Source organism: Spelaeicoccus albus, from assembly GCF_013409065.1.
GTDB classification, from domain to species: Bacteria; Actinomycetota; Actinomycetes; order Actinomycetales; family Brevibacteriaceae; genus Spelaeicoccus; species Spelaeicoccus albus.
The window spans coordinates 3,072,098-3,093,057 of record NZ_JACBZP010000001.1; the positions used below are offsets into that span (position 1 = coordinate 3,072,098).

Consider the following 20,960-nt stretch of genomic DNA (forward strand, 5'->3'; position numbering starts at 1 on the left):
CTAAAGCTCACCGACGGCCGTCACTCGGATAACGGCGTACCCTGCCTCGTCGGACGCCGGCAGATCGACGTCCGCGCTGATGCCCCAGTCATGGTCGCCGTCCGGATCGTCGAAGATCTGGCGGAGCCGCCACACTTCTGCTTCCTTGTCGATAAGGAGCATTGCCGGGCTGCGTGCATCGGCCCCGGTACCGATCCAATCGAATTTGTCGTAGTAGCCGTCCAAGGCAGTACGCCACCGGTGCATGTTCCAGCCGGCCCCGGCGTCCATCTCCCCCAGCGCTGCATCGTCATCGCGGGCCGCCAGGTCGACGCGGCGGAACAAGGCATTGCGCACCAGCACCATGAAAGCGCGGGTATTTGCCGTGACGCCGGTTTCCGCAGTCGGAGCACGGACCTCCTCGTCGACGGCCTCCGCATCGCCGCGCTCCCCCATTGCGGCCCACTCATCGAACAGGCTCGAATCGATTTGCCGAACCAGTTCTCCCAGCCATTCGATGATGTCGAGCGTTGCCGAGTCCTTCTTCTCGTCCGGCACCGTCTGCCGCAGGGCTCGGTAGGCGTCGGCCAGATACCGAAGCAGCGCCCCCTCGGTGCGCGTCAACCGGTAGTAGGCCACGTACTCGGTGAACGTCATGGCGCGTTCGTACAGATCGCGCACCACCGATTTGGGTTCGATTTCGAAGTCCGTGATCCACGGCTGGCCGGCGCGATAGTACTCATAGCTCTCGGCAAGCAATTCGCCCAGCGGCTTCGGATACGTCACCTCGTCGAGCCGCTCCATCCGTTCCTCGTACTCGATGCCGGCCGCCTTCATTTCCGCCACTGCCTCGCCCTTGGCGAGCTTCAGCTGTCCGGACAGCACGGCCCGCGGGTTATCGAGCGTCGCCTCGATCACCGACACGACATCCAGTGCGTATCCGGGATCCTCGGGGTCCAGCAGTTCGAGCGCCGCCACGGCGAACGGCGACAACGGCTGGTTGAGCGCGAAGTTCGGTTGCAGCTCGGCCGTCAGCTCGAGGCGGACGCCGCGCGTGGTCTCCACCCTGTCCACGATGCCGGCCGCACGGAGACTCCGGTAGATCCGTAGGCCCGCCTTCATCAACTCGAGCTGCCGGCGCCGAGATTCGTGATTGTCCTCCAAAAGATGCCTGGCCGCCGACAGCACATCGCCGCCGCGGGCCAACAGATTGATGACCATGGAATGGTTGATGGTCATGTGCCCGGTCAACGGTTCCGGTACGCCGTCCCGCAGCCGTTCGAAGCTCCCCAGCCCCCAAGAGACAAACCCCTCGGGCGCCTTCTTCCGCGTGATCTTGCGACGCTTTTTCGCGTCGTCCCCGGCCTTTTCCAGCTGTTTACGGTTCTCGATGACATGCTCGGGGGCTTGCACCACGACCGTGCCGGCATCGTCGTACCCGGCACGGCCCGCGCGGCCGGCGATCTGCTGGAACTCGCGCACGCTGAGCTGACGGGTGCGGACGCCGTCGAATTTGGTCAGCCCCGTGAACAGGACCGTGCGTATGGGCACGTTGATACCGACGCCGAGCGTGTCGGTTCCGCAAATGACCTTCAGAAGGCCTTGTTGCGCAAGCTGTTCGACCAGTCGGCGGTATTTCGGCAGCATGCCGGCGTGGTGGACGCCGACGCCCAGCCGCAACAGCCGCGAGAGCGTCTTGCCGAAGCTTGTGGTGAAGCGGAACGCGCCGATCGCTTCCGCGATGTTGTCCCGATCGGCACGATCGGCGACGCCGGCCGCCGACAGGGCCTGGGCACGTTCGAGTGCGGCAGCCTGCGCGAAGTGCACGATGTAGACCGGCGCCCCTCCGGAGCCAAGCAGTTCGTCCACCTGGTCGAGCGGCGGAAGTTCCGAGTAATAGTAGTACAACGGTACCGGCCGTTCGGTCGATGTGACCTCGGCCGTATGCCTGCCTGTTCGGCGCGTGAGATCGGCGGCCAGTTCGGTGACGTCGCCCAGCGTCGCCGACATGAGAACGAACTGCACGTGCGGCAATTCGATCAGCGGCACCTGCCATGCCCACCCGCGCTGCGGATCGCCGTAAAAATGGAACTCGTCCATGACGACTTGCCCCATATCCGCTTCGCTACCGTGCCGCAACGCCAAATTGGCAACGATCTCCGCCGTGGCGCACACTATCGGGGCCCCGGAGTTCACGGCGACGTCACCGGTCATCATGCCCACGTTTTCGGCGCCGAACACGTCCACCAGGGCGAAGAATTTCTCCGAGACCAATGCCTTGAGCGGTGCCGTGTAGTACGTGCGCAGGCCGCGGCGCAGTGCCGCATAATGCGCTCCCAGCGCTATCAGGCTCTTCCCGGACCCGGTCGGAGTCGATACGATCACGTTCGAACCGGACACCGCCTCGAGAACTGCCTCTTCCTGCGCCGGATAGAGTTCCAGGCCGCGCCCGGAGCACCATTCTTCGAATCCGAAGAAGATCTCGTCGTCGCTGGTATCGGTGTGGCCGGGCTCCGGCATCGGTAGGGTCATCGGATTCCATCCTGCCGCGGGCCGGGCGCCGACACAAACGTACCCCTGCCGGAACTCGGTGCGGCGGAGTTCTAGGGTAGAGGCAAAGCGCGGCGCGGCCGTGCTCCGCGACTCGCACAGGAGATGAAGATGTCAGTGTTCCTCGTGTTGTACACGTACGGCGCCGATGATGCGACTCGGATGGAGGTGCGCCCCAAGCACCGTGCCTGGCTGTCGACGCAGCAGGAAACCGGCGCGCTTCTCGCAGCCGGCGCCTACTCGGACGATAAACCGGCCGGCGCGGGGCTCGTGATCGAGGCCGAGTCCGAGGACGCCGTGCGCGAACTGCTCACGCACGACCCGTACCGTGCGGCCGGCGTCATTGACAACACCGAGATCCGGCAATGGGGCTTGGTCCTCGGAACCTGGACGGAGTAACGGTCATGCCCTTGCCCATTAGCGACTATGCGCTGCTCAGCGATTCGCAGACCGGCACGCTCGTCGGAAACGACGGCAGCATCGACTGGCTTTGCCTCCCCCGGTATGACTCCGCGTCCATCTTTTCCGCGCTCCTCGGCTCGGAGGACCACGGCCGGTGGCTGCTCGCTCCCACTCACGCGAAGGCGACAAGCCGGCGTCATTACATGGGCGACAGCATGGTGCTCAGCACGATTTGGACGACGCCGGACGGTGAAATCGAGGTCATCGAGACAATGCCGATCGCCGATAAGCGGGCGGACATCGTCCGACAGGTTCGCGGCTTGTCCGGCAGCGTGGAAGTTCGCCAGGAGATCCGGTTCCGTTTCGACTATGCCCGCGTCGTACCGTGGGTGCGCCGCCAGCACGGTAAGCACGGGGAAGCACTCTCGGCGGTCGCCGGTCCGGATGCCGTAGTCCTGCGCGGACCGCACCTGCCGCGCGCGAAGGATCATATGCACGAGTCGACGTTCACCGTCGAAGCGGGACAAATTCTCGATTTTTCGCTCACCTGGTATGCCTCGCATTTGCCCACGCCGCCGCCGGTCGACATCAGCGACCGCATCGAACACACCCGCATGCATTGGGAGGATTGGGCCGCCAACTGTCAGGTCGACGGCCCATATCGCGGGTACGTCATGCGTTCGCTGTTGACGCTGCGGGCGCTGACGCATTCGGAGACCGGCGGCATCGTCGCTGCCGCCACGACGTCGTTGCCGGAAAGCATGGGCGGCGAGCGGAACTGGGACTATCGTTACTGCTGGCTTCGCGATGCCTCGCTGACGCTGCAGGCACTTCTGACCTACGGCAAATTGGAAGGCGCCGATCATTGGCGTCGGTGGCTGCTGCGGGCTATTGCCGGTGACCCGGAGGACCTGCAAATCATGTACGGCTTGTCCGGTGAACGGCGGTTGACCGAGACCGAGCTCGACAATTTGCCGGGCTATCTGGATTCGGCGCCGGTCCGCGTCGGCAACGGCGCCGTCGGGCAATATCAGGCGGATGTGCTCGGCGAAGTGCTCGTCGCACTCGACATCGCCCGTGAAGCAGGCCTCAAGGACGACCAGTCGACCTGGCCGTTGCAGCGCACTCTACTGACCTTCCTGGAACAACGGTGGACGGAGCCGGACAACGGGATCTGGGAAGTGCGCGGCCCAAAGCAGCACTTCACCCATTCACGGGCGATGGTCTGGGCCGCATTCGACCGTGGCGTGAAAGCCGCCGAGAATCATCAACTCGAAGCGCCGGTCGACAGGTGGCGGAAGATCCGCGACGACGTACGCGCCGAAATCGAAAACAACGGCTTCAACAAGGAAATGAACAGCTTCACGCAGTACTACGGCAGCACCACCGTCGATGCTGCGCTGCTCGTGCTTCCGCAAGTCGGTTTCGTCGATTACGACGACGAACGGATGCTCGGCACCGTCGAACGCATCGAGTCGGAGTTACTGCACCGCGGGTTCTTGCTGCGTTACAACACGACCCACGGGGTGGACGGCCTGTCCGGCGACGAGAACCCGTTCCTTGCGTGTTCGTTCTGGTTGGTGGCGCAGTACGCGCACACCGGCAGGATGGACGATGCCCGCGAACTCATGGACCGGCTTGTCGGTCTCACGAACGATGTGGGCCTGCTCAGCGAAGAGTACGACCCGGATCGGGATCTGTTGATGGGCAACTTTCCACAGGCATTCAGCCACCTAGCCCTGGTTCGCGCCGCGACGGCCATCAATACGCATCTTGATGAGGCTGGCAAGGGTTGACACCGCCATTGCCGCGATAATCACGATCAGCGACATGCCGGTCGTGATCTCGGGCGCCCATTCGATACCGTGACCGCCGTTGATGAACGGAAGTTCGTTGTCGTGCATGGCGTGGAACACCAGTTTGACGCCGATGAACGCCAGGATGACGGCGATGCCGTATTTCAGATAGGCGAGTCGGTCCAAGAGGCCGCCCAGCATGAAGTACAGCTGCCGCAAACCCATCAGCGCAAAGATGTTCGCCGTGAACACGATGAACGGGCTTTGCGTGATGCCGAAGATCGCCGGAATCGAGTCGAGGGCGAAAAGCACGTCGGTCGATCCGATCGCCAGGAACACTATCAGCATGGGGGTGAAGTACTTGCGGCCGTCGATCGTGGTGCGGATTTTCGACCCGTCGAACGACGGTGAGATCCGGATGCGCTTGCGCAGCAGCCGGATCAACAAATTGTCTTCCGAGTCCCCGTCGTCATCACCCTCGAGCGCTTGCTTGACCGCCGTGTAGAGCAGGAAGGCGCCGAACAGGTAAAAGATCCAGCTGAAGCTGGCAATCAGTCCGGCACCGGCCAAAATGAACACGCCGCGCAGGATGAGCGCAATGACGATGCCCACCATGAGCACTTCTTGCTGGTAGGTTCGCGGCACCGCAAACCTACCCATGACGATGACGAATACGAAGAGATTGTCGATGCTCAGCGAATATTCGGTGAGCCAGCCCGCCACGAATTCGCTGCCCTGATTCGGGTCGCCCATGACGAACATGAGCAGCGCGAAGATCAACGCCAGGGCCACATAGAACCCGACCCAAAGGCTGGATTCCCGCATGCTGGGGATATGTGGTCGTTTGACGACCAGCAGCAAGTCGCCGGCGAGAATCAACAGCAGCACGACGAGCGAGCCGATTTCGAACCACAGGGGCAGTGCGGTGTGCATAGGTGCCTTTCGGTGAACGTCCGCGCCGCCCGCACCGGATGGGATCCGCTCGGGCCGCGCCCTTCCCGAAAGTCTCTCCCGCACGAATTACGTGCCGCCGCGTCCGGACCCGCCTCTCGACATGTCGAAGGAGCCGATCGTGATGACGAACGCGACGAAGTTGGGATACTCCCCTTCGCCGAGGCCAGCCTACCGTACCGGCATGCCCCGTGACTAAATGTCAGGCGTGCCCGGCGGCCTTCATCTGCCGCAGCTCCTTTTTCAGATCTCCCAGTTCATCGCGCAAGCGAGCAGCCAGTTCGAACTGCAATTCCTCGGCGGCAGCATGCATCTGGTCGGTCAATTGTTGGATGAGGTCCGCGAGATCGGCGGCCGGAACCGCAGCGAGCTTCTTCGATCCCGCATCGACGCCGGGCACCGGGACTTTGCCGCCCCCTCCGCCGGACAGCAGCTCGGCCGTGTCCTCGTCCTCCCTGTTCAGCACGTCGGTGATGTCGGCGATGCGTTTGCGAAGAGGCTGCGGGTCGACGCCGCGTTCGGTGTTGTACGCGATCTGCTTGGCACGCCGTCGGTCGGTCTCGTCAAGGGCGTGCTGCATGGACGGGGTGACGGTGTCGGCATACATGTGCACTTCGCCGGAGACGTTGCGGGCGGCGCGGCCGATGGTTTGAATGAGCGAGGTGCCCGAACGCAGGAAGCCTTCCTTGTCGGCGTCCAAGATCGACACCAGTGACACCTCCGGCAGGTCGAGCCCCTCGCGGAGGAGGTTGATGCCCACCAGCACGTCGTATTCGCCCATCCGCAACTCGCGAAGCAGCTCGACGCGGCGGAGCGTGTCGACGTCCGAATGCAGGTACCGCACGCGTACGCCCCGTTCGAGCAAATAGTCGGTGAGGTCTTCGGCCATCTTCTTGGTCAGCGTGGTCACCAGGACCCGTTCGTCCTTCTCGACGCGTTCGTTGATCTCCGCCATCAGATCGTCGATTTGCCCCTTGGTCTGCTTGATCACGACCTTCGGGTCGACAAGGCCGGTAGGGCGAATGATCTGTTCGACCACGCCGTTGGCCCGGCCGAGTTCGTACTTGCCCGGCGTCGCGGACAAATACACGCGTTGACCGATCCGGTCGGTGAACTCGTCCCACCGCAACGGCCGGTTGTCCATGGCGCTGGGCAGTCGGAACCCGTGGTCGACGAGCGTGCGCTTGCGGGACATGTCGCCTTCGTACATGGCGCCGATTTGCGGCACAGTATTGTGCGACTCGTCGATGACCAGCAGGAAGTCCTCGGGGAAATAGTCCAAGAGACAGTTCGGCGCCGAACCGGCCGACCGGCCGTCGATATGCCGGGAGTAGTTCTCGATACCTGAGGTGAAGCCGACGGACTGCATCATCTCGATGTCGTAGGTCGTGCGCATCCGTAGCCGCTGCGCCTCGAGCAGCTTGTTCTGACTCTCCAGCTCGGCCAAGCGTTCGGCCAGCTCCTCCTCGATGCCGGCAATTGCCTTGTCCATCCGTTCCGGTCCGGCCACGTAATGCGAAGCCGGGAACACGTGCATGGTGTGCTCTTCCCGCACCACTTCGCCGGTCAGCGGATGCAGCGTGTACAGCTTGTCGATCTCATCGCCGAAGAACTCGATGCGCACCGCGAGCTCCTCGTATTGCGGGATGATCTCGACGGTGTCGCCGCGCACCCGGAACGTGCCGCGCGTGAAGGCCATGTCGTTGCGGGAGTATTGCATGCCGACGAAGCGGCGCAGCAGCTCCTCCCGGGAGATCTCCTGCCCCACCTCCAATGTGACCATCCGGTCGACGTACTCTTCGGGCGTGCCCAAACCGTAAATGCAGGACACGGTGGACACCACCACGACGTCGCGCCTGGTCAGCAGCGAATTGGTGGTCGAGTGCCGGAGACGTTCGACCTCGTCGTTGATGGACGAGTCCTTCTCGATGAACGTGTCGGTCTGCGGCACGTAGGCTTCGGGTTGGTAGTAGTCGTAGTACGACACGAAATACTCGACCGCGTTATTGGGCAACAGTTCGCGGAACTCGTTGGCCAACTGCGCGGCGAGTGTCTTGTTCGGCGCCATCACCAGCGTCGGTCGCTGGACTTGCTCGATCAGCCATGCCGTGGTCGCCGATTTTCCGGTCCCGGTCGCGCCGAGCAGCACGATGTCCTGCTCGCCGTCGGCCAGCCGGCTCGAGAGTTCCGCGATCGCCGTCGGCTGATCGCCGGACGGCGTGTACTCGCTGACCACTTCGAACGGCGCCACGGTGCGGGTGACGGGCGGCCGATGGCCGATCTTCGGCAGCACCGCCGGGAGCTCGGACGCCGTCTGCCGGGCACGTTCGGTGCGGACCTCCTCCGACCGGTCGAGCTCGGGAGACTCCGTGTAACTTGTCGACATGGCATCTACGCTACGCGCGGCCACCGACAATCCTCTACTTCCTTGCCCCCGGAGGGCCGAACGACCGTTTACCGTAAGACAATGGAGAGAGTGCGCGGATAGTCCGCGCTCGGTACTACGGAAAGGACGTCGTCATGCCAACACCCGTTGTGAGCAAAGCACATTCCGTCTGGAGCGGCAGCCTGACCGGGGGGTCGGGAACCGTCAGCCTGGACAGCTCGAACGCTGCCACGTTCAATGTGAACTGGAAGGCCCGGTCGGAAGGCGAAGGGGGCACCACGACCCCGGAAGAGCTGATCGCGGCGGCGCACGCCTCCTGCTTCAGCATGGCGCTTTCCAATGAGCTGGCCGAGAACGGTACGCCGGCGCAGGAGCTGAACGCGTCGGCATCCGTGTCGTTCTCCTTGGACGGCGGTCCGCATATCTCCGGGATCGCACTCGACCTGACGGCCTCGGTCGACGGCTTGGACGACGCCAAGTTCCAGGAGCTCGCCAAGGGCGCCAAGGAGAACTGCCCCGTGTCGCAAGCTCTGAAGTCCGTCGACATCACCTTGAACGCGACACTGAGTTAACCGCCTCGACGCCGGCCCGGCCGGCGCGTCGGTTCAGGACGGCGGCCGCCACCCGGTGGCCGCCGTCCATGCGTTCACGGCCGGATCGGCGACAACCGAGAACCACGGTTCCTTGGCTTCGGCGTACCCGGCGGTGCTCGGGTCGGCCGCGTGCTCTGCCGCGGCCGCACGCTTGACGGCCAGATATTTACTGCGCCAATCGTCTTCGGCCCGAAGCCAGTCGCGGAACGCCAACGCGTATCGCCAGCCGGGCGTCCCCACTACTCGCACGTGCACGTTGACCATTCGAAGCGGGTCGGCATTCGCGTGGAACCGCTTGACCCAATGGTCGGGATCCGGATCGGCGGGTTTCGGCGTGTCCTGCCAAATGCCCGGTTTGCGGGGGAACCCGGCCCGGGCCAGCGGTTCCCGGACGGTGTCCAGCGTCTCCCGGTCCGCGACCGAGACCTGCAGATCGATCACGTCCTTGGCCGGCAGCCCGGGAACGGCCGTCGAGCCGATATGGTCGACCACGAGCACCGCCGGACCGCACTCCCGCCGGATGCGGGCGCCGAGGCGTTCGGCCTGGTCGGGCCAGGTCGGATCATACGGGTGCAGAATCGGTCCGCCCCGGCGTTCGGCACACCGGCCGGCGAGCAGGTTCGCGTTGAACGGCAGGAGCCGATCGTGCCAGAGCTGGCCGACTTGTTCGAGCACCTCCGCTTCATCGCCTTCGTTCCGCAGTCGGACGTCGGCCGCTTTTCCGCGTTCTCGGTCGTCGGCTTGGGCGGCGATACGGGCGGCCGCTTCGTCGGCGCTCATGCCGCGGTCGGCGCGCATCCGGCGGATCCGTTCGTGCTCGGGAGCATCGACGTTGATGACGAGGTGATAGTCGGCGCTCATGGCGTTTTCCACGAGCAGCGGGACGTCGTGGACGACAATCCGTTCCGGCGGCAATTGCTCCAGCCGCGCCGCGTACAGGTCGCGCACGGCCGGGTGCACAATGTCATTCAAGTCGTTGCGGGCCTCGTCATCGTCAAAGACGATGCGTCCGAGCGCCGGCCGGTCCAAAGTGCCGTCCGCTGCGATCACGGCGGCGCCAAATCGCGTGCGGATCGCCGCCAGCCCGTCGGTGCCCGGAGCGACGGCCTCGCGAGCCAGCACGTCGGCGTCCACGACGTCCGCGCCCAGCACGCGCAGCCGTGCGGCGACAGTTGATTTGCCGGCGGCGATCCCGCCTGTCAACCCGATACGCAGCATGGTTCCACGATAACGTGACGACGGCTACCGCCCGGCGATCGTCACCACCCAGACTCCCCCGCGGCGCACCGGGTCCGGCGAATGGGTGATGCGCGCCGTCCACCGGGCGACGTCGGCCGGCGGCAGGCGCAACCACGGGTTCCGCGCCACCACGACGTAGTCGACCTGCCCGGCGACAAGCGCCCGACCGGCGGCCCGGGCGGTGGGCGCGTTTGCCGGCGGCAGACCGCCGGCGGAATCCGCGTCGTCCAGCGCCTCGTCGTAGCCGTCGGCCGGAGCTTGATAGATGACCGGCTGATCCGCCGTCGAGCCGATGAAGTATCCGCCCGTGGACCGATACCTCATTCCGGCGACCGCTTGCCACGCCATTGCTTCGTCGGCATGCGGTTCGGCGATGGCCTTGGCGCGCGGCACGGTTTTGACGATCGCGCCGGCCTCGATTCCGGGCGCACCGTCGGCAAAGAACTTCGGAACGTTGAGAGGCCGGGACGCCGCGGGGCCGGGCACGATCGTCAGGGCGAGCAGGCCGGCTGCCGCGAACGCAGCGGCCGGGCGGACGAACCGCCGCGATTGCCGGGACGGCCGGGACTGCTGCCGGGCCATGTCGAGTCCGGTGCCCGCCAGGATCGCCACTGCCAACGCCGTGAATACGGCAAGCCGCATGGGCAGGATGTTCCGCAGGACGGGAATGTACTCAATCAGACGCCACGGCAGGACGACGTGAGTAGCGGCGCCGGCCACGTACAAAATCGATCCGAGCGAAAGCAGCCATGAGAAGAACCCGATGATTGACGTCGTCCGGATCACTATCCGGCGTTCGCCGCGCCACCCCGCGATGACGACGATCAGCACGGCGATCAGCAGGGGTACGCCGAGGTAGGCGCCCCGTTCGGCGATGTCGATGTAGTCCGGCGACTGGTACGCGGGCCCGGGGAGTTGCGCCAGCGTGCCGGACGCCGGCTGCAGGACGCCGAGCAGATCCGTGTCCCAGAGGCCGCCCGGCCGAATGGCTTGTCGGGGCGCGCCGGGTCCGGCCATGGCAACGAACAACGGGATGCCGAGGATACCGGCGATGACGCCGCCCAGCCCCGCGGTCGGTACCAGGCGGCGTCCGAGCTTGCCGCGCACGGCCGGATCCACGACGGCGACGACGATCACGGCCACCATCGTGAGCAGGGCCGTCGAGGCGAGCAATTCGGTCGAGAGATACAGCTGGAACGCCGCGGCCAGCCCGGTCCGCACGCCGATGCGTCGCCTGGACTTCGTCGTGTACAGCACGTCGTAGAGCACGCCGACGGCGATCGGCGGCACAGTTGCAAAGGCCAGGTTCAGGTGCCCGCCGGATTGGGCGAAGACATAGGTGGAAAAGCCGTACAGGATGCCGCCGAATCCGGCCGACGGCGCGCTCATGAACCGCCGAAGGGCCAGGGCGCCGGCCAACGCCGACACGGCCGGGCACAATGCGATGAGCACGTTGTATGCCACGACGGGGCCGGCGAGCATCGTGACCGGCGCCATCGGCAGCGCCAGCCCCAGTATCGACGTGTTCCACGCGCCGTTCACGCCGTCCGGGAAATTCATCAGCGAGGTGTGGAGCAGATTCGATTCGCCGCCCGGCTCGATCACCCGGGCCGCGTGCGCCAGCCACCAGATGAACAGCGACGAATCGTCGCTGCTGGCGAACACCCGCCGGCGGATAGTGCCGAGAACCGGCCAATAGACCAATGCGCTGAGGCCGAGGCACCCGGCAAAGTACGCGGCCCACCCCCATCGGCGTCGCGCGCCGGACACCGGCGGGCCCGGACGCCGTCCGGAGACGCGCCAGGGCCCCTCACCGGACGGTGAGGGGCCCTGGAATCGCGACATAGCGGCGCCGGGAACGGCGTTAGTTGCCGGCGAGCTTTTCGCGCAAGGCGGCAAGCGCTTCATCGGTGGCGAGTGTGCCGGAATCCTGCGGCTGCTCGGTCGACGAATAATTGCCGGACGCCGGGGCTGGCGTCGCCGAGGACGAGCTGGACTCGCCCGTGGCGGCGTCGGCGTCGGCCTTGATGGCCGCGGCGACCTGCTTCTTGTGCTCTTCCCAGCGAGCCTGGGCAGCGGCGTACTGCGCTTCCCATTCGTCGCGCTGAGCCTCGTAGCCCTCGAGCCATTCCTGGGTCTCGGGATCGAAGCCCTCGGGGTACTTGTAGTTGCCGTCCTCGTCGTATTCCTGAACCATGCCGTACAGGGCCGGGTCGAGGAATTCGTCCGAATCCGGGTCGACGCCCTCGTTGGCCTGCTTCAGCGACAGCGAGATGCGGCGACGTTCCAGATCGATGTCGATGACCTTGACGAAGATCTCGTCATCGACGCTGACGACCTGCTCGGGCAGTTCGACGTGGCGCACCGCCAGTTCGGAGATGTGCACGAGGCCCTCGATGCCGTCTTCGACGCGCACGAACACGCCGAACGGCACCAGCTTGGTGACCTTGCCCGGAACGATCTGGCCGATCGCGTGGGTGCGGGCGAACTGCTGCCACGGATCTTCCTGGGTGGCCTTGAGCGACAAGGACACGCGTTCGCGGTCCATGTCGACGTCGAGAACCTCGACAGTGACTTCGTCGCCGACGCTGACAACCTCGTTGGGGTGGTCGATGTGCTTCCAGCTGAGCTCGGAGACGTGCACCAGGCCGTCGACTCCGCCCAGGTCGACGAAAGCGCCGAAGTTGACGATGGACGACACGACACCGGGGCGGACCTGTCCCTTTTGCAGCGTGGTGAGGAACGTGTGGCGCACCTCGGACTGCGTCTGTTCGAGCCAGGCGCGGCGCGACAGGACCACGTTGTTGCGGTTCTTGTCGAGTTCGATGATCTTGGCATCGACCTGCTGGCCGATGTACGGAGCAAGATCCCGCACGCGGCGCATCTCGACCAGCGAAGCCGGAAGGAAGCCGCGCAGACCGATATCGAGGATCAGGCCGCCCTTGACGACCTCGATGACGGTGCCGGTGACGATGCCGTCTTCTTCCTTGATCTTTTCGATGTCGCCCCACGCGCGCTCGTACTGTGCGCGCTTCTTCGAGAGCATGAGCCGGCCCTCTTTGTCCTCTTTTTGCAGGACGAGAGCTTCGACTTCGTCGCCGACCGCGACGACTTCGGACGGATCGACATCGTGCTTGATCGACAGTTCGCGGGACAAGATGACGCCTTCGGTCTTGTACCCGATGTCAACCAGCACTTCGTCGCGGTCCACCTTCACGATGGTGCCGGTGACGAGGTCGCCGTCGTTGAAGTATTTGATCGTCTCATCGACGGCGGCCAGGAAGTCTTCAGCAGATCCGATGTCGTTGACAGCGACCTGCGGTGTCGCCTTTTCAGGCGTGGTAGTGGTCATAAAGGTTGATTACTCCGTAGTGGACATTTGCAGTCATCGGCACGATTCGGCGGCGCTGCGGCCGTCGCCTCGTACGACTGCGTAGTAGCTGGATAGGAACTATTCATTTATGGTGATGCACGGCCCGGCGAAATTCCGAGCACATACAGCCCTTAATGCTACCATCTTCGCCCAGCCGATTTCGAAAGCGAGTAGCGTTCATTTCATGAGCTCCACCGACCACCCCGATCCCGTCAGCGGCGGGTATCTGCCGATCGGCGCGGAGGAATCCGTCCGAGCCAACCGTTCCTACTGGGACGGCTCGGCCGCCGAGTATCTGGCCGACCACGGCAGCTTTCTGGGCGACACGCGTTTCATCTGGTGCCCGGAAGGGGTGGACGAGGCCGATGCCCGGCTGCTCGGCGACGTGTCCGGCCGCGACGTGCTCGAGATCGGGTGCGGGGCCGGCCAGTGCAGCAGATGGCTGGCCGTGTCCGGCGCACGGGCCACCGGCATCGATTTCTCCACCGGAATGCTGGACGAGGCCAAACGGTTGCAAGCGCGCCAACCGGCCGGCACGCCGTCCCCGACGTTGCTGCTCGGCGATGCGCGTCAGCTGCCGGGGCCGGACGACGCGTTCGATATCGCCTGCTCGGCGTACGGCGCGCTTCCGTTCGTCTCGGACGCCGAATCGGTGCTCTCCGAGGTGGCGCGGGTGCTGCGACCGGGCGGCCTTTGGGTCTTCTCGGTGACGCATCCGGTGCGGTGGATGTTTCCGGACGTGCCGGGCGAATCCGGCTTGGCAGTCGAATATTCCTATTTCGACAGAACCCCGTACGTCGAGCTGGACGCCGGCAACAGGCCGGTGTACGCCGAGCATCACCGAACCATGGGCGATTGGGTATCGCTCATCGTCGGCGCCGGATTCGTCATCGACGGCCTCGTCGAACCGGAATGGCCGGCCGAGAACGACGCGGCGTGGGGCGGGTGGTCGCCGCTGCGCGGGGCGTTGATGCCGGGTACCGCGATATTCCGCTGCCGCCTCCCGTAAGTCTCGCCGCCCGCGGGGTAGTCCGTTCTCCGCGGGGCCAAATATTCAACCTCGTCGCGCACAAACGACCCCGCGCGCCGGTTCGCAGTGCAATACCGAGGACGCCGCGATTTCAGTGTGCGGCTTCGTGCCAGGATTTGCCGTGGCCGACGTTGACGTCGAGCGGCACGTCGAGGGAATACGCGTTCGCCATTTTGTCGCGCACCAACTCTTCGACGGCGTCCGCTTCACCGGACGCGACCTCGATGATGACCTCGTCGTGCACCTGCAGCAGCATCCGACTGCCCAGTTCGCCGTGCCGAAGCCCCTCGTCGACGCCGAGCATCGCCAGCTTCATGATGTCGGCCGCCGACCCCTGGATGGGGGCGTTCAGGGCAGCCCGTTCGGCCATGTCGCGACGCTGCCGGTTGGACGAGGTCAAGTCCGGCAGGTAGCGGCGCCGGCCCTTGATGGTCTCGGTGTACCCGGTGCGCCGGGCCTGCTCCACGACGTCCTGCAGATAATCGCGCACTCCCCCGAATCTGGCGAAGTACTCGTCCCGAAGACCGCCGGCTTCGTCGACGCTGATCTTGAGCTGCCGGGAGAGCCCGAACGCGCTGAGCCCGTATGCCAAGCCGTAGGACATGGCTTTGACCTTCGAGCGCATTTCCGCGCTCACGTCGGCTTCGTCGACGTGGAAGACGCGGGCGCCGACGAAGTTGTGCAGATCTTCTCCGGCTCGGAACGCCGCCTGCAGGCCGTCATCGCCGGACAAGTGCGCCATGATGCGCATTTCGATCTGGCTGTAGTCGGCGGTCAGCAGCGATTCATACGCCCGGCCGCCGGAATCCTTGCCCACCACGAACACTTCGCGGATCTGCCGCCCGGCAGTCGTGCGCACCGGGATGTTCTGCAAGTTCGGGTCGGTCGACGACAACCGGCCGGTGGCGGCAACGGTCTGCTGATAGCTGGTGTGTACGCGCCCGTCGTCGCTGACCGCCTTCCGCAGACCTTCCACCGTTTGTTTCAGGCGGATGTTGTCGCGGTAGTCCAGCAGGTGCGCCAGGAACGGGTGCTCGGTTTTGGCGAACAAATCGGTCAACGCGTCGGCGTCGGTCGTATAACCGGTCTTCGTGCGTTTCGTCTTCGGCATGTCGAGTTCGTCGAAAAGCACGACTTGCAGCTGCTTGGGCGATCCGAGGTTCACCTGGCGGCCGATCGTCTCGTAGGCGGCGTCGGCAGCCCTTTCGGCGGCGTCCGAGAACATGTCCTCGAGCCGTGCGATCCGGTCGGAGTCAACGGCAATTCCCGCGGTCTCCATCCCGGCCAGCACGCGCTGGATCGGCAGTTCGAGGTCGGTCAGCAGCCCTGCCGCGCCGATTTTTTCCAGTTCGCCGTCCAGCGCCTTCGCCAGATCCCGGACGCCGGCCGCGTTCGACCCGAGCGCGGTGTCGGCAGCGGCGTCGCCGTCGAGATCGAGACTGAGCTGGCCGTCGTCGGACTCGTCGATTTCAATTGTGCGGCCCAGATATCGCATGACGAGGTCGTCGAGCTTGTAGGTCCGTTGGTCGGGATGCAGCAGATACGCGGCGAGTTCGGTATCGCAGGTCAGTCCGCGCAGCGGCAGTCCCCGGGCCGCCAACGCTTGGCTGGGCCCTTTGGCGTCATGCATGACCTTCGGGACGTCCGCGTCGGCCAGCCAGTTCGCCAGCGCGTTCTCGGCCTCGGTGTCCAGCGCGGACGGGTCGATGACGCCCACGCGTGGTTGCTCATTTCCCGCATCCGCGTCGACCGTGCCCGCAGCCGGTGCGATCGCCAACAGGTCGATATCGCCCGAGCCGTGCCGCCACGTGCCCGACACGGCCAGGCCGGCGGGCGTGCCGATGCCCTGCAGCCATGCGGCGAGTCCGTCGGGGCCGTGCCTCTCGGTCTCGACGGTGAAAGCCTCGGCCGTGCTCTCGTCCGGGCCCGAATCGGCGAACAGCCGGTCACGCAACACCCGGAATTCAAGCGCATCGAACAACTGGTGCACGGCTTCCCGCGACGGCGCGCGGCGCTCGGTGTCGGCGATCTCGACCGGCAGCACGACGTCGGTCAGCAGCTTGTTCAACCTCTGGTTGCGCAGCACGTTGTTGATGTTCTCGCGCAGGCTCTCGCCGACCTTGCCGCCGATCTCGTCGATGTGCGCAATGACCCCGTCGAGCCCTTCGTACTTCGCGATCCACTTGGCGGCGGTCTTCGGTCCGACGCCGGGGACGCCGGGCAGGTTGTCGGCGCTCTCCCCCACCAGCGCGGCGAGGCCGCGATAGTTTTCGGGGCTGACGCCGTATTTGTCTTCAATGGCGTCCGGCGTCATCCGTGCCATTTCAGACACACCCTTTTTCGGGTACAGCACGGTGATCTTGTCGTTCGACAGCTGGAGACAGTCGCGGTCGCCGGACATGACGAGCACGCTCAGGCCCGCCTCGGCGGCCTGCGTGGCCATGGTGGCCAGCACGTCGTCCGCCTCGTACCCGTCCTTGGTCACGACGGAGATGTTCATGGCCTCGAGCACTTCCTGGACGAGGTCGACCTGTCCGGCGAATTCCGGCGGCGTTTTGGCCCGGCCGGCCTTGTACTCGGCATATTCGGTCTGGCGGAACGATTCGCGCGAGACGTCGAACGCCACGGCAACGTGGGTCGGAGCCTCGGCGCCCAGCACATTGATGAGCATGGACGTGAACCCGTAGACGGCGTTGGTGTACTGGCCCGTCGCGGTGCGGAAGTTGTCGGTCGGCAGGGCGTAGAACGCGCGATACGCAAGCGAATGCCCATCGATCAACAAGAGCGTAGACGTCTGTTCGGGCTGAGGGCCGTGTGCTGAGGTACTCACCCTGACAGCCTAAGCTCAAGGACATGAGTTCCGTGTACGAAGCCCCCGGCGAGTTCGATGCCGACGCAGTTCTCGCTCATCTGAACGAACGGTCCGTCGGCACGTTGAGCGATCGAATGGGGATCGAATTCATCGAGGCCGCTCCCGATCGGTTGGTGGCAACGATGCCCGTCGAGGGCAATACGCAGCCGTACGGGCTGCTGCACGGCGGCGCGCACGTGGTGCTGGCCGAAACGCTCGGGTCGATGGCGGCAAGCGTGGCAGCCGGGCCGGGCAAGCACGTGGTGGGCATCGAGTTGAACGCCAGTCACTCGCGCGGCGTGCGAAGCGGCCGCGTGACCGGGACTGTGACACCCGTACACGTCGGCGGCACGCTGATGACGCATCGGGTCGAGGTGCGCGACGAGGACGGAAAGCTCGCATCGACGATCCGCATCACCAATCTGGTGCGCGACGCCGCGGGGCCGGGTCACTAGACCGCATGCCCAGGACGGCGCTGGTCAGGACGGCGCTGGTCAGGACGGCGCTGGGAGGCTCAGCCGGACTTCTTGCCGACCTGGTCGATCACCGTTTCGGCGACCTCGCGCATTGTCAGGCGCCGATCCATCGACGTCTTTTGGATCCAGCGGAAAGCATCCGGCTCGGTCAACCCCATGTTCGTGATCAGCATGCTCTTGGCCCGATCGACGAGCTTGCGGGTCTCGAAGCGATCCTGCAGGTCTGCCACTTCGTCCTCGAGCGCGTTGATCTCGCTGTGACGCGATAACGCGATTTCGAGGGCAGGCACCAGATCGTTGGCCGTGAACGGCTTGACGACGTAGGCCATGGCTCCGGCGTCCCGCGCACGTTCGACGAGCTCGCGCTGCGAAAACGCCGTCAGCAGGACGACCGGGGCGATGCGGGCCTTGGTGATGCGCTCGGCCGCACTGATGCCGTCGAGGACGGGCATCTTGATGTCCATCACCACCAGGTCGGGCCGGAGCTCTTCGGCCAGCCGGATCGCGGACTCGCCGTCGTCGGCCTCGCCGACCACGTCGTATCCGACTTCGCGGAGCATTTCGACGATGTCGAGACGGATGACCGCCTCGTCTTCGGCAACGACAACGCGGCGCACCGGGTGAGCAGCGCTTTCCTCGGCCGTCACGAATGCCGGACCGGCTTCGGTGGAAGCCGAATCGGCCTCGAGGGCATCGGTGGTCTCGGGGGATGTCGCGGCGTCTTTGGCTGCGGAGTCTTCAGTCACGATCCTTATCCTAAACTGAGAGGCCCACCCCCGTCGACGCAGGTCGCCTCCTGGCAGCAGTGCGATTAGCCACATTTGCGCGGCACCGAGACGAGTACGGGCTCCCCGGTTCTCATCGGCTGCCACGATTCGGTATGCTTGTGTCGGCCCGATTGCCTGGGGCCGACACATCAGCACGAGATCAGCCGGATTGGCGGAATTGGCAGACGCGGCGCACTCAAAATGCGTTGTCGAAAGACGTGTGGGTTCAAGTCCCACATCCGGCACCACCGTTTACTCTTTCTCCCGACGCGTTCCATCCCATTTGCCGCGCCGGTTCCGCGTGGGGTCATATCTTCCGCGTAGACCTATTGCACGTCATACACCGACGCGGAATAACCCGTTGTGCGTGAGGTAAGTCACATCTATGCTCACGGATACGGCCGGAGCGGCCGCCGGCGCGCACTCCCCCGCGGGCCGAATTCACGAAGAAGAGGATTTATCCCATGTCGAACCCCGGACAGCCCACCATCAGGATCGGCGACAGCGGGTCCGTCGTGCTCAGGGCGCAACGGGCGCTACGTCGCACACCGAACCTCGGCGTCGAACTCGACGGCAAATTCGGCCCGCACACGGAATCCGCCGTCAAGGACTTCCAAGCCGATTCCCGCCTGGAAGTGGACGGCGTGGTCGGCCCGCACACGTGGCACGCGCTGCCGGACGGCGGGCCGATGCCGCTGTTGAAGGAGGGCGCGGACGGCGACGTCGTCCACGATCTTCAAAGAGTGCTCAGCGAGGGCAAGGACGATTGGGGCACGCTTCCCGGGCCCATTGACGGAAAGTTCGGGCCCAAGACCCGGGCCTCCGTCGAGGCGTTTCAGCGTTGGGGCCATGTCGAGGTCGACGGCGTCGTCGGCGACCACACGTGGGCCGTTCCGCTGCACGCCATGAATGCGACCCTCGAAACGGCGGTCGGCCTGAAGTACGTCTAAGCGCTGAACAGCGGGTCGAACCGGTCGCCGGAAAAGCTGCGAGGCGGGACCCTCGAAAGGAGGCCCGCCTCGCAGTAGTCATTTCGGCGACGGGTACGCCTCAGGAGGGGCGGCGCCCTTCGTCGGCGCGGTACCCCTCGGTGGCCCGGTGGGCGTCCGAATCGTCGGCGTAGGCCGGAGCCACGCCTTTGATGGCGTCGCCCATCTTGTGCACCCGCAGCGCGTTCGTCGATCCGGTGATGCCGGGAGGCGAACCGGCCACGATGATCACGAGTTCGCCTTCCTGCGCCTCGCCGTTGCCCAGCAGGATCTCATCGACCTGCCTGGCCATCTGGTCGGTGTGCTTGACCTGCTCGGCCAGGAACGTTTGCACGCCCCAACTGAGCGCCAGCTGGTTGCGCACGACGGGAACAGGCGTGAATGCCAGCAACGGCAAGTCCGGACGCAGCCGGCTCATCCGGCGCACCGAATCGCCGGACTGGCTGAACGTGCACAGCAGGCCCACGTCGAGGTTGTCGCCGATCTCGACGGCCGCCTTGGTGATGGCGCCGCCGCGGGTGTGCGGCTCGGTGCCCAGCGGCGGGATCCGCCCGAGCCCGTGCTCTTCGGTCGATTCGATGATGCGGGCCATCGTGCGCACGGCATCGACGGCGTATTCGCCGACGGACGTCTCACCCGAGAGCATGAGCGCGTCGGTGCCGTCCAGGACGGCGTTGGCGCAGTCGGATACCTCGGCGCGGGTCGGCCTGGCGTTTTGAATCATCGAATCGAGCATCTGGGTGGCCACGATGACGGGCTTGGCCTGCTGGCGGGCCAGCATGACGGCGTCCTTTTGCACGATCGGCACCTGCTCGAGGGGCAGCTCGACGCCCAGATCGCCGCGAGCGACCATGATGCCGTCGAACGCGTCGAGGATCTCGGGAAGGTTGTCGACGGCTTGCGGCTTTTCGATCTTGGCGATCACCGGCAGCAGGACGCCTTCTTCTTCCATGATCTCGTGAATGCGGGTGACGTCGGCGGCGTCGCGGACGAACGACATGGCGACCCAGTCGAAGCCGGTGCGCAGGCCCCACCGTAGGTCGTCCTCGTCCTTTTCGCTCATGGCCGGCACGCTGACGGCCACGCCCGGAAGGTTCAACCCCTTGTTGTTGGACACCTCGCCGCCGATCTCGACGACTGTCGTCACGCGGGTATCGGTCACGGCGGTGGCGCGGAGGCGGACCCGGCCGTCATCGATGAGCAGCGGGTCGCCCACGTTGACGTCCTGCGGCAGATTCTTGTGCGTGGTGCCGACCAGGTCCTTGTCGCCCGGCACTTCTTCGGTCGTGATGGTGAACGTGTCGCCCTCGGCCAGGTCGACGGGTCCGGAGGCGAATCGTCCGAGCCGGATCTTCGGGCCCTGCAGGTCGAGCAGGACGGCGACGGCGCGGCCGGATTCCTCGACGGCGCGGCGCACATTGGCGTACACCGCCGCATGCTCGTCGTGGTCTCCGTGGCTCAAATTGAACCGGGCGACGTCCAGGCCCTCATCGACGAGTGCTCGCAATTGCTCGGCGCTCGATGTTGCCGGCCCCAGGGTCGCTACGATTTTTGCGCGTCTCATTCTCACTTACTTTC

At 65.3% G+C, this 20,960-nt stretch carries 15 protein-coding genes and 1 tRNA gene; 7 read left to right on the forward strand and 9 right to left on the reverse strand.

Annotated features, from left to right (window positions below; translation table 11 throughout):
• Positions 1-2,511, reverse strand: coding sequence for a DEAD/DEAH box helicase (locus tag BJY26_RS14290; protein WP_218852430.1), 2,511 nt, complete (start codon positions 2,509-2,511; stop codon positions 1-3).
• Between the two features lie 129 nt (positions 2,512-2,640).
• On the opposite strand from BJY26_RS14290, the gene BJY26_RS14295 reads away from it, so the two are divergent.
• Both BJY26_RS14295 and BJY26_RS14300 read left to right on the forward strand, forming a co-directional pair.
• Positions 2,641-2,928: a YciI family protein gene (locus tag BJY26_RS14295; protein ID WP_179428894.1), complete on the forward strand. Its 288-nt coding sequence runs from the start codon at positions 2,641-2,643 to the stop codon at positions 2,926-2,928.
• A gap of 5 nt (positions 2,929-2,933) precedes the next feature.
• Complete coding sequence (locus BJY26_RS14300) at positions 2,934-4,727, forward strand: glycoside hydrolase family 15 protein (protein ID WP_179428895.1); 1,794 nt, start codon at positions 2,934-2,936, stop codon at positions 4,725-4,727.
• On the opposite strand, the gene BJY26_RS14305 is transcribed toward BJY26_RS14300, so the two are convergent.
• Together BJY26_RS14305 and uvrB are read right to left on the reverse strand one after the other, a co-directional pair.
• On the reverse strand, positions 4,665-5,660 hold the full coding sequence (locus tag BJY26_RS14305) for a TerC family protein (RefSeq protein WP_179428896.1): 996 nt from the start codon (positions 5,658-5,660) through the stop codon (positions 4,665-4,667). The two genes, BJY26_RS14300 and BJY26_RS14305, sit on opposite strands and share 63 nt — an antisense overlap.
• Positions 5,661-5,880: 220 nt before the next feature.
• Positions 5,881-8,064 carry an excinuclease ABC subunit UvrB gene (gene uvrB, locus BJY26_RS14310; RefSeq protein WP_179428897.1) on the reverse strand — a complete coding sequence of 728 codons (2,184 nt, stop codon included), beginning with the start codon at positions 8,062-8,064 and terminating at the stop codon, positions 5,881-5,883.
• A 134-nt stretch (positions 8,065-8,198) separates the two neighbouring features.
• Here uvrB and BJY26_RS14315 point away from each other — a divergent pair, with 134 nt between their 5' ends.
• The gene (locus BJY26_RS14315; RefSeq protein WP_179428898.1) at positions 8,199-8,636 is read left to right on the forward strand and encodes an OsmC family peroxiredoxin; all 438 of its coding nucleotides are present in this window, start codon (positions 8,199-8,201) and stop codon (positions 8,634-8,636) included.
• Positions 8,637-8,669: 33 nt separating this feature from the next.
• Here BJY26_RS14315 and coaE read toward each other — a convergent pair whose 3' ends face one another.
• The 3 genes from coaE to rpsA are packed head-to-tail and all read right to left on the reverse strand — an operon-like array spanning position 8,670 to position 13,248.
• Entirely contained in the window at positions 8,670-9,875 is a 1,206-nt protein-coding gene (coaE, locus tag BJY26_RS14320) for a dephospho-CoA kinase (protein WP_179428899.1), read from the reverse strand.
• A gap of 24 nt (positions 9,876-9,899) precedes the next feature.
• Positions 9,900-11,741, reverse strand: a complete 1,842-nt coding sequence (locus tag BJY26_RS14325; protein WP_179428900.1) for a hypothetical protein — start codon at positions 11,739-11,741, stop codon at positions 9,900-9,902.
• A 19-nt stretch (positions 11,742-11,760) separates the two neighbouring features.
• A complete protein-coding gene (rpsA, locus tag BJY26_RS14330; protein ID WP_179428901.1) occupies positions 11,761-13,248 on the reverse strand; it encodes a 30S ribosomal protein S1 in 1,488 nt (495 codons plus the stop codon).
• Between the two features lie 205 nt (positions 13,249-13,453).
• On the opposite strand from rpsA, the gene BJY26_RS14335 reads away from it, so the two are divergent.
• Positions 13,454-14,278, forward strand: a complete 825-nt coding sequence (locus tag BJY26_RS14335) for a class I SAM-dependent methyltransferase (RefSeq protein ID WP_179428902.1) — start codon at positions 13,454-13,456, stop codon at positions 14,276-14,278.
• 112 nt (positions 14,279-14,390) lie between these two features.
• Here BJY26_RS14335 and polA read toward each other — a convergent pair whose 3' ends face one another.
• Positions 14,391-17,129: a DNA polymerase I gene (gene polA, locus BJY26_RS14340; RefSeq protein ID WP_179428903.1), complete on the reverse strand. Its 2,739-nt coding sequence runs from the start codon at positions 17,127-17,129 to the stop codon at positions 14,391-14,393.
• Positions 17,130-17,152: 23 nt separating this feature from the next.
• On the opposite strand from polA, the gene BJY26_RS14345 reads away from it, so the two are divergent.
• Positions 17,153-17,605 carry a hotdog fold thioesterase gene (locus BJY26_RS14345; protein WP_179428904.1) on the forward strand — a complete coding sequence of 151 codons (453 nt, stop codon included), beginning with the start codon at positions 17,153-17,155 and terminating at the stop codon, positions 17,603-17,605.
• 59 nt (positions 17,606-17,664) lie between these two features.
• Here BJY26_RS14345 and BJY26_RS14350 read toward each other — a convergent pair whose 3' ends face one another.
• A complete protein-coding gene (locus BJY26_RS14350) occupies positions 17,665-18,273 on the reverse strand; it encodes an ANTAR domain-containing response regulator (RefSeq protein WP_179429984.1) in 609 nt (202 codons plus the stop codon).
• Positions 18,274-18,556: 283 nt separating this feature from the next.
• On the opposite strand from BJY26_RS14350, the gene BJY26_RS14355 reads away from it, so the two are divergent.
• Positions 18,557-18,641: transfer RNA gene (locus BJY26_RS14355), tRNA-Leu, on the forward strand.
• A 216-nt stretch (positions 18,642-18,857) separates the two neighbouring features.
• On the forward strand, positions 18,858-19,343 hold the full coding sequence (locus tag BJY26_RS14360) for a peptidoglycan-binding domain-containing protein (protein WP_179428905.1): 486 nt from the start codon (positions 18,858-18,860) through the stop codon (positions 19,341-19,343).
• Positions 19,344-19,443: 100 nt separating this feature from the next.
• On the opposite strand, the gene pyk is transcribed toward BJY26_RS14360, so the two are convergent.
• Positions 19,444-20,946, reverse strand: coding sequence for a pyruvate kinase (pyk, locus tag BJY26_RS14365; protein ID WP_179428906.1), 1,503 nt, complete (start codon positions 20,944-20,946; stop codon positions 19,444-19,446).
• Between the last annotated feature and the right edge of the window lie 14 nt (positions 20,947-20,960).

Excerpts from the sequence above, each read along its gene's own strand:
- pyk (WP_179428906.1), bottom strand. The coding sequence starts at position 20,946 with ATGAGACGCGCAAAAATCGTAGCGACCCTGGGGCCGGCAACATCGAGC.
- BJY26_RS14305 (WP_179428896.1), bottom strand. The coding sequence starts at position 5,660 with ATGCACACCGCACTGCCCCTGTGGTTCGAAATCGGCTCGCTCGTCGTG.
- BJY26_RS14290 (WP_218852430.1), bottom strand. The coding sequence starts at position 2,511 with ATGACCCTACCGATGCCGGAGCCCGGCCACACCGATACCAGCGACGAC.
- BJY26_RS14345 (WP_179428904.1), top strand. The coding sequence starts at position 17,153 with ATGAGTTCCGTGTACGAAGCCCCCGGCGAGTTCGATGCCGACGCAGTT.
- BJY26_RS14295 (WP_179428894.1), top strand. The coding sequence starts at position 2,641 with ATGTCAGTGTTCCTCGTGTTGTACACGTACGGCGCCGATGATGCGACT.
- BJY26_RS14300 (WP_179428895.1), top strand. The coding sequence starts at position 2,934 with ATGCCCTTGCCCATTAGCGACTATGCGCTGCTCAGCGATTCGCAGACC.
- BJY26_RS14335 (WP_179428902.1), top strand. The coding sequence starts at position 13,454 with ATGAGCTCCACCGACCACCCCGATCCCGTCAGCGGCGGGTATCTGCCG.
- BJY26_RS14360 (WP_179428905.1), top strand. The coding sequence starts at position 18,858 with ATGTCGAACCCCGGACAGCCCACCATCAGGATCGGCGACAGCGGGTCC.
- coaE (WP_179428899.1), bottom strand. The coding sequence starts at position 9,875 with ATGCTGCGTATCGGGTTGACAGGCGGGATCGCCGCCGGCAAATCAACT.
- BJY26_RS14325 (WP_179428900.1), bottom strand. The coding sequence starts at position 11,741 with ATGTCGCGATTCCAGGGCCCCTCACCGTCCGGTGAGGGGCCCTGGCGC.
- BJY26_RS14315 (WP_179428898.1), top strand. The coding sequence starts at position 8,199 with ATGCCAACACCCGTTGTGAGCAAAGCACATTCCGTCTGGAGCGGCAGC.
- uvrB (WP_179428897.1), bottom strand. The coding sequence starts at position 8,064 with ATGTCGACAAGTTACACGGAGTCTCCCGAGCTCGACCGGTCGGAGGAG.
- rpsA (WP_179428901.1), bottom strand. The coding sequence starts at position 13,248 with ATGACCACTACCACGCCTGAAAAGGCGACACCGCAGGTCGCTGTCAAC.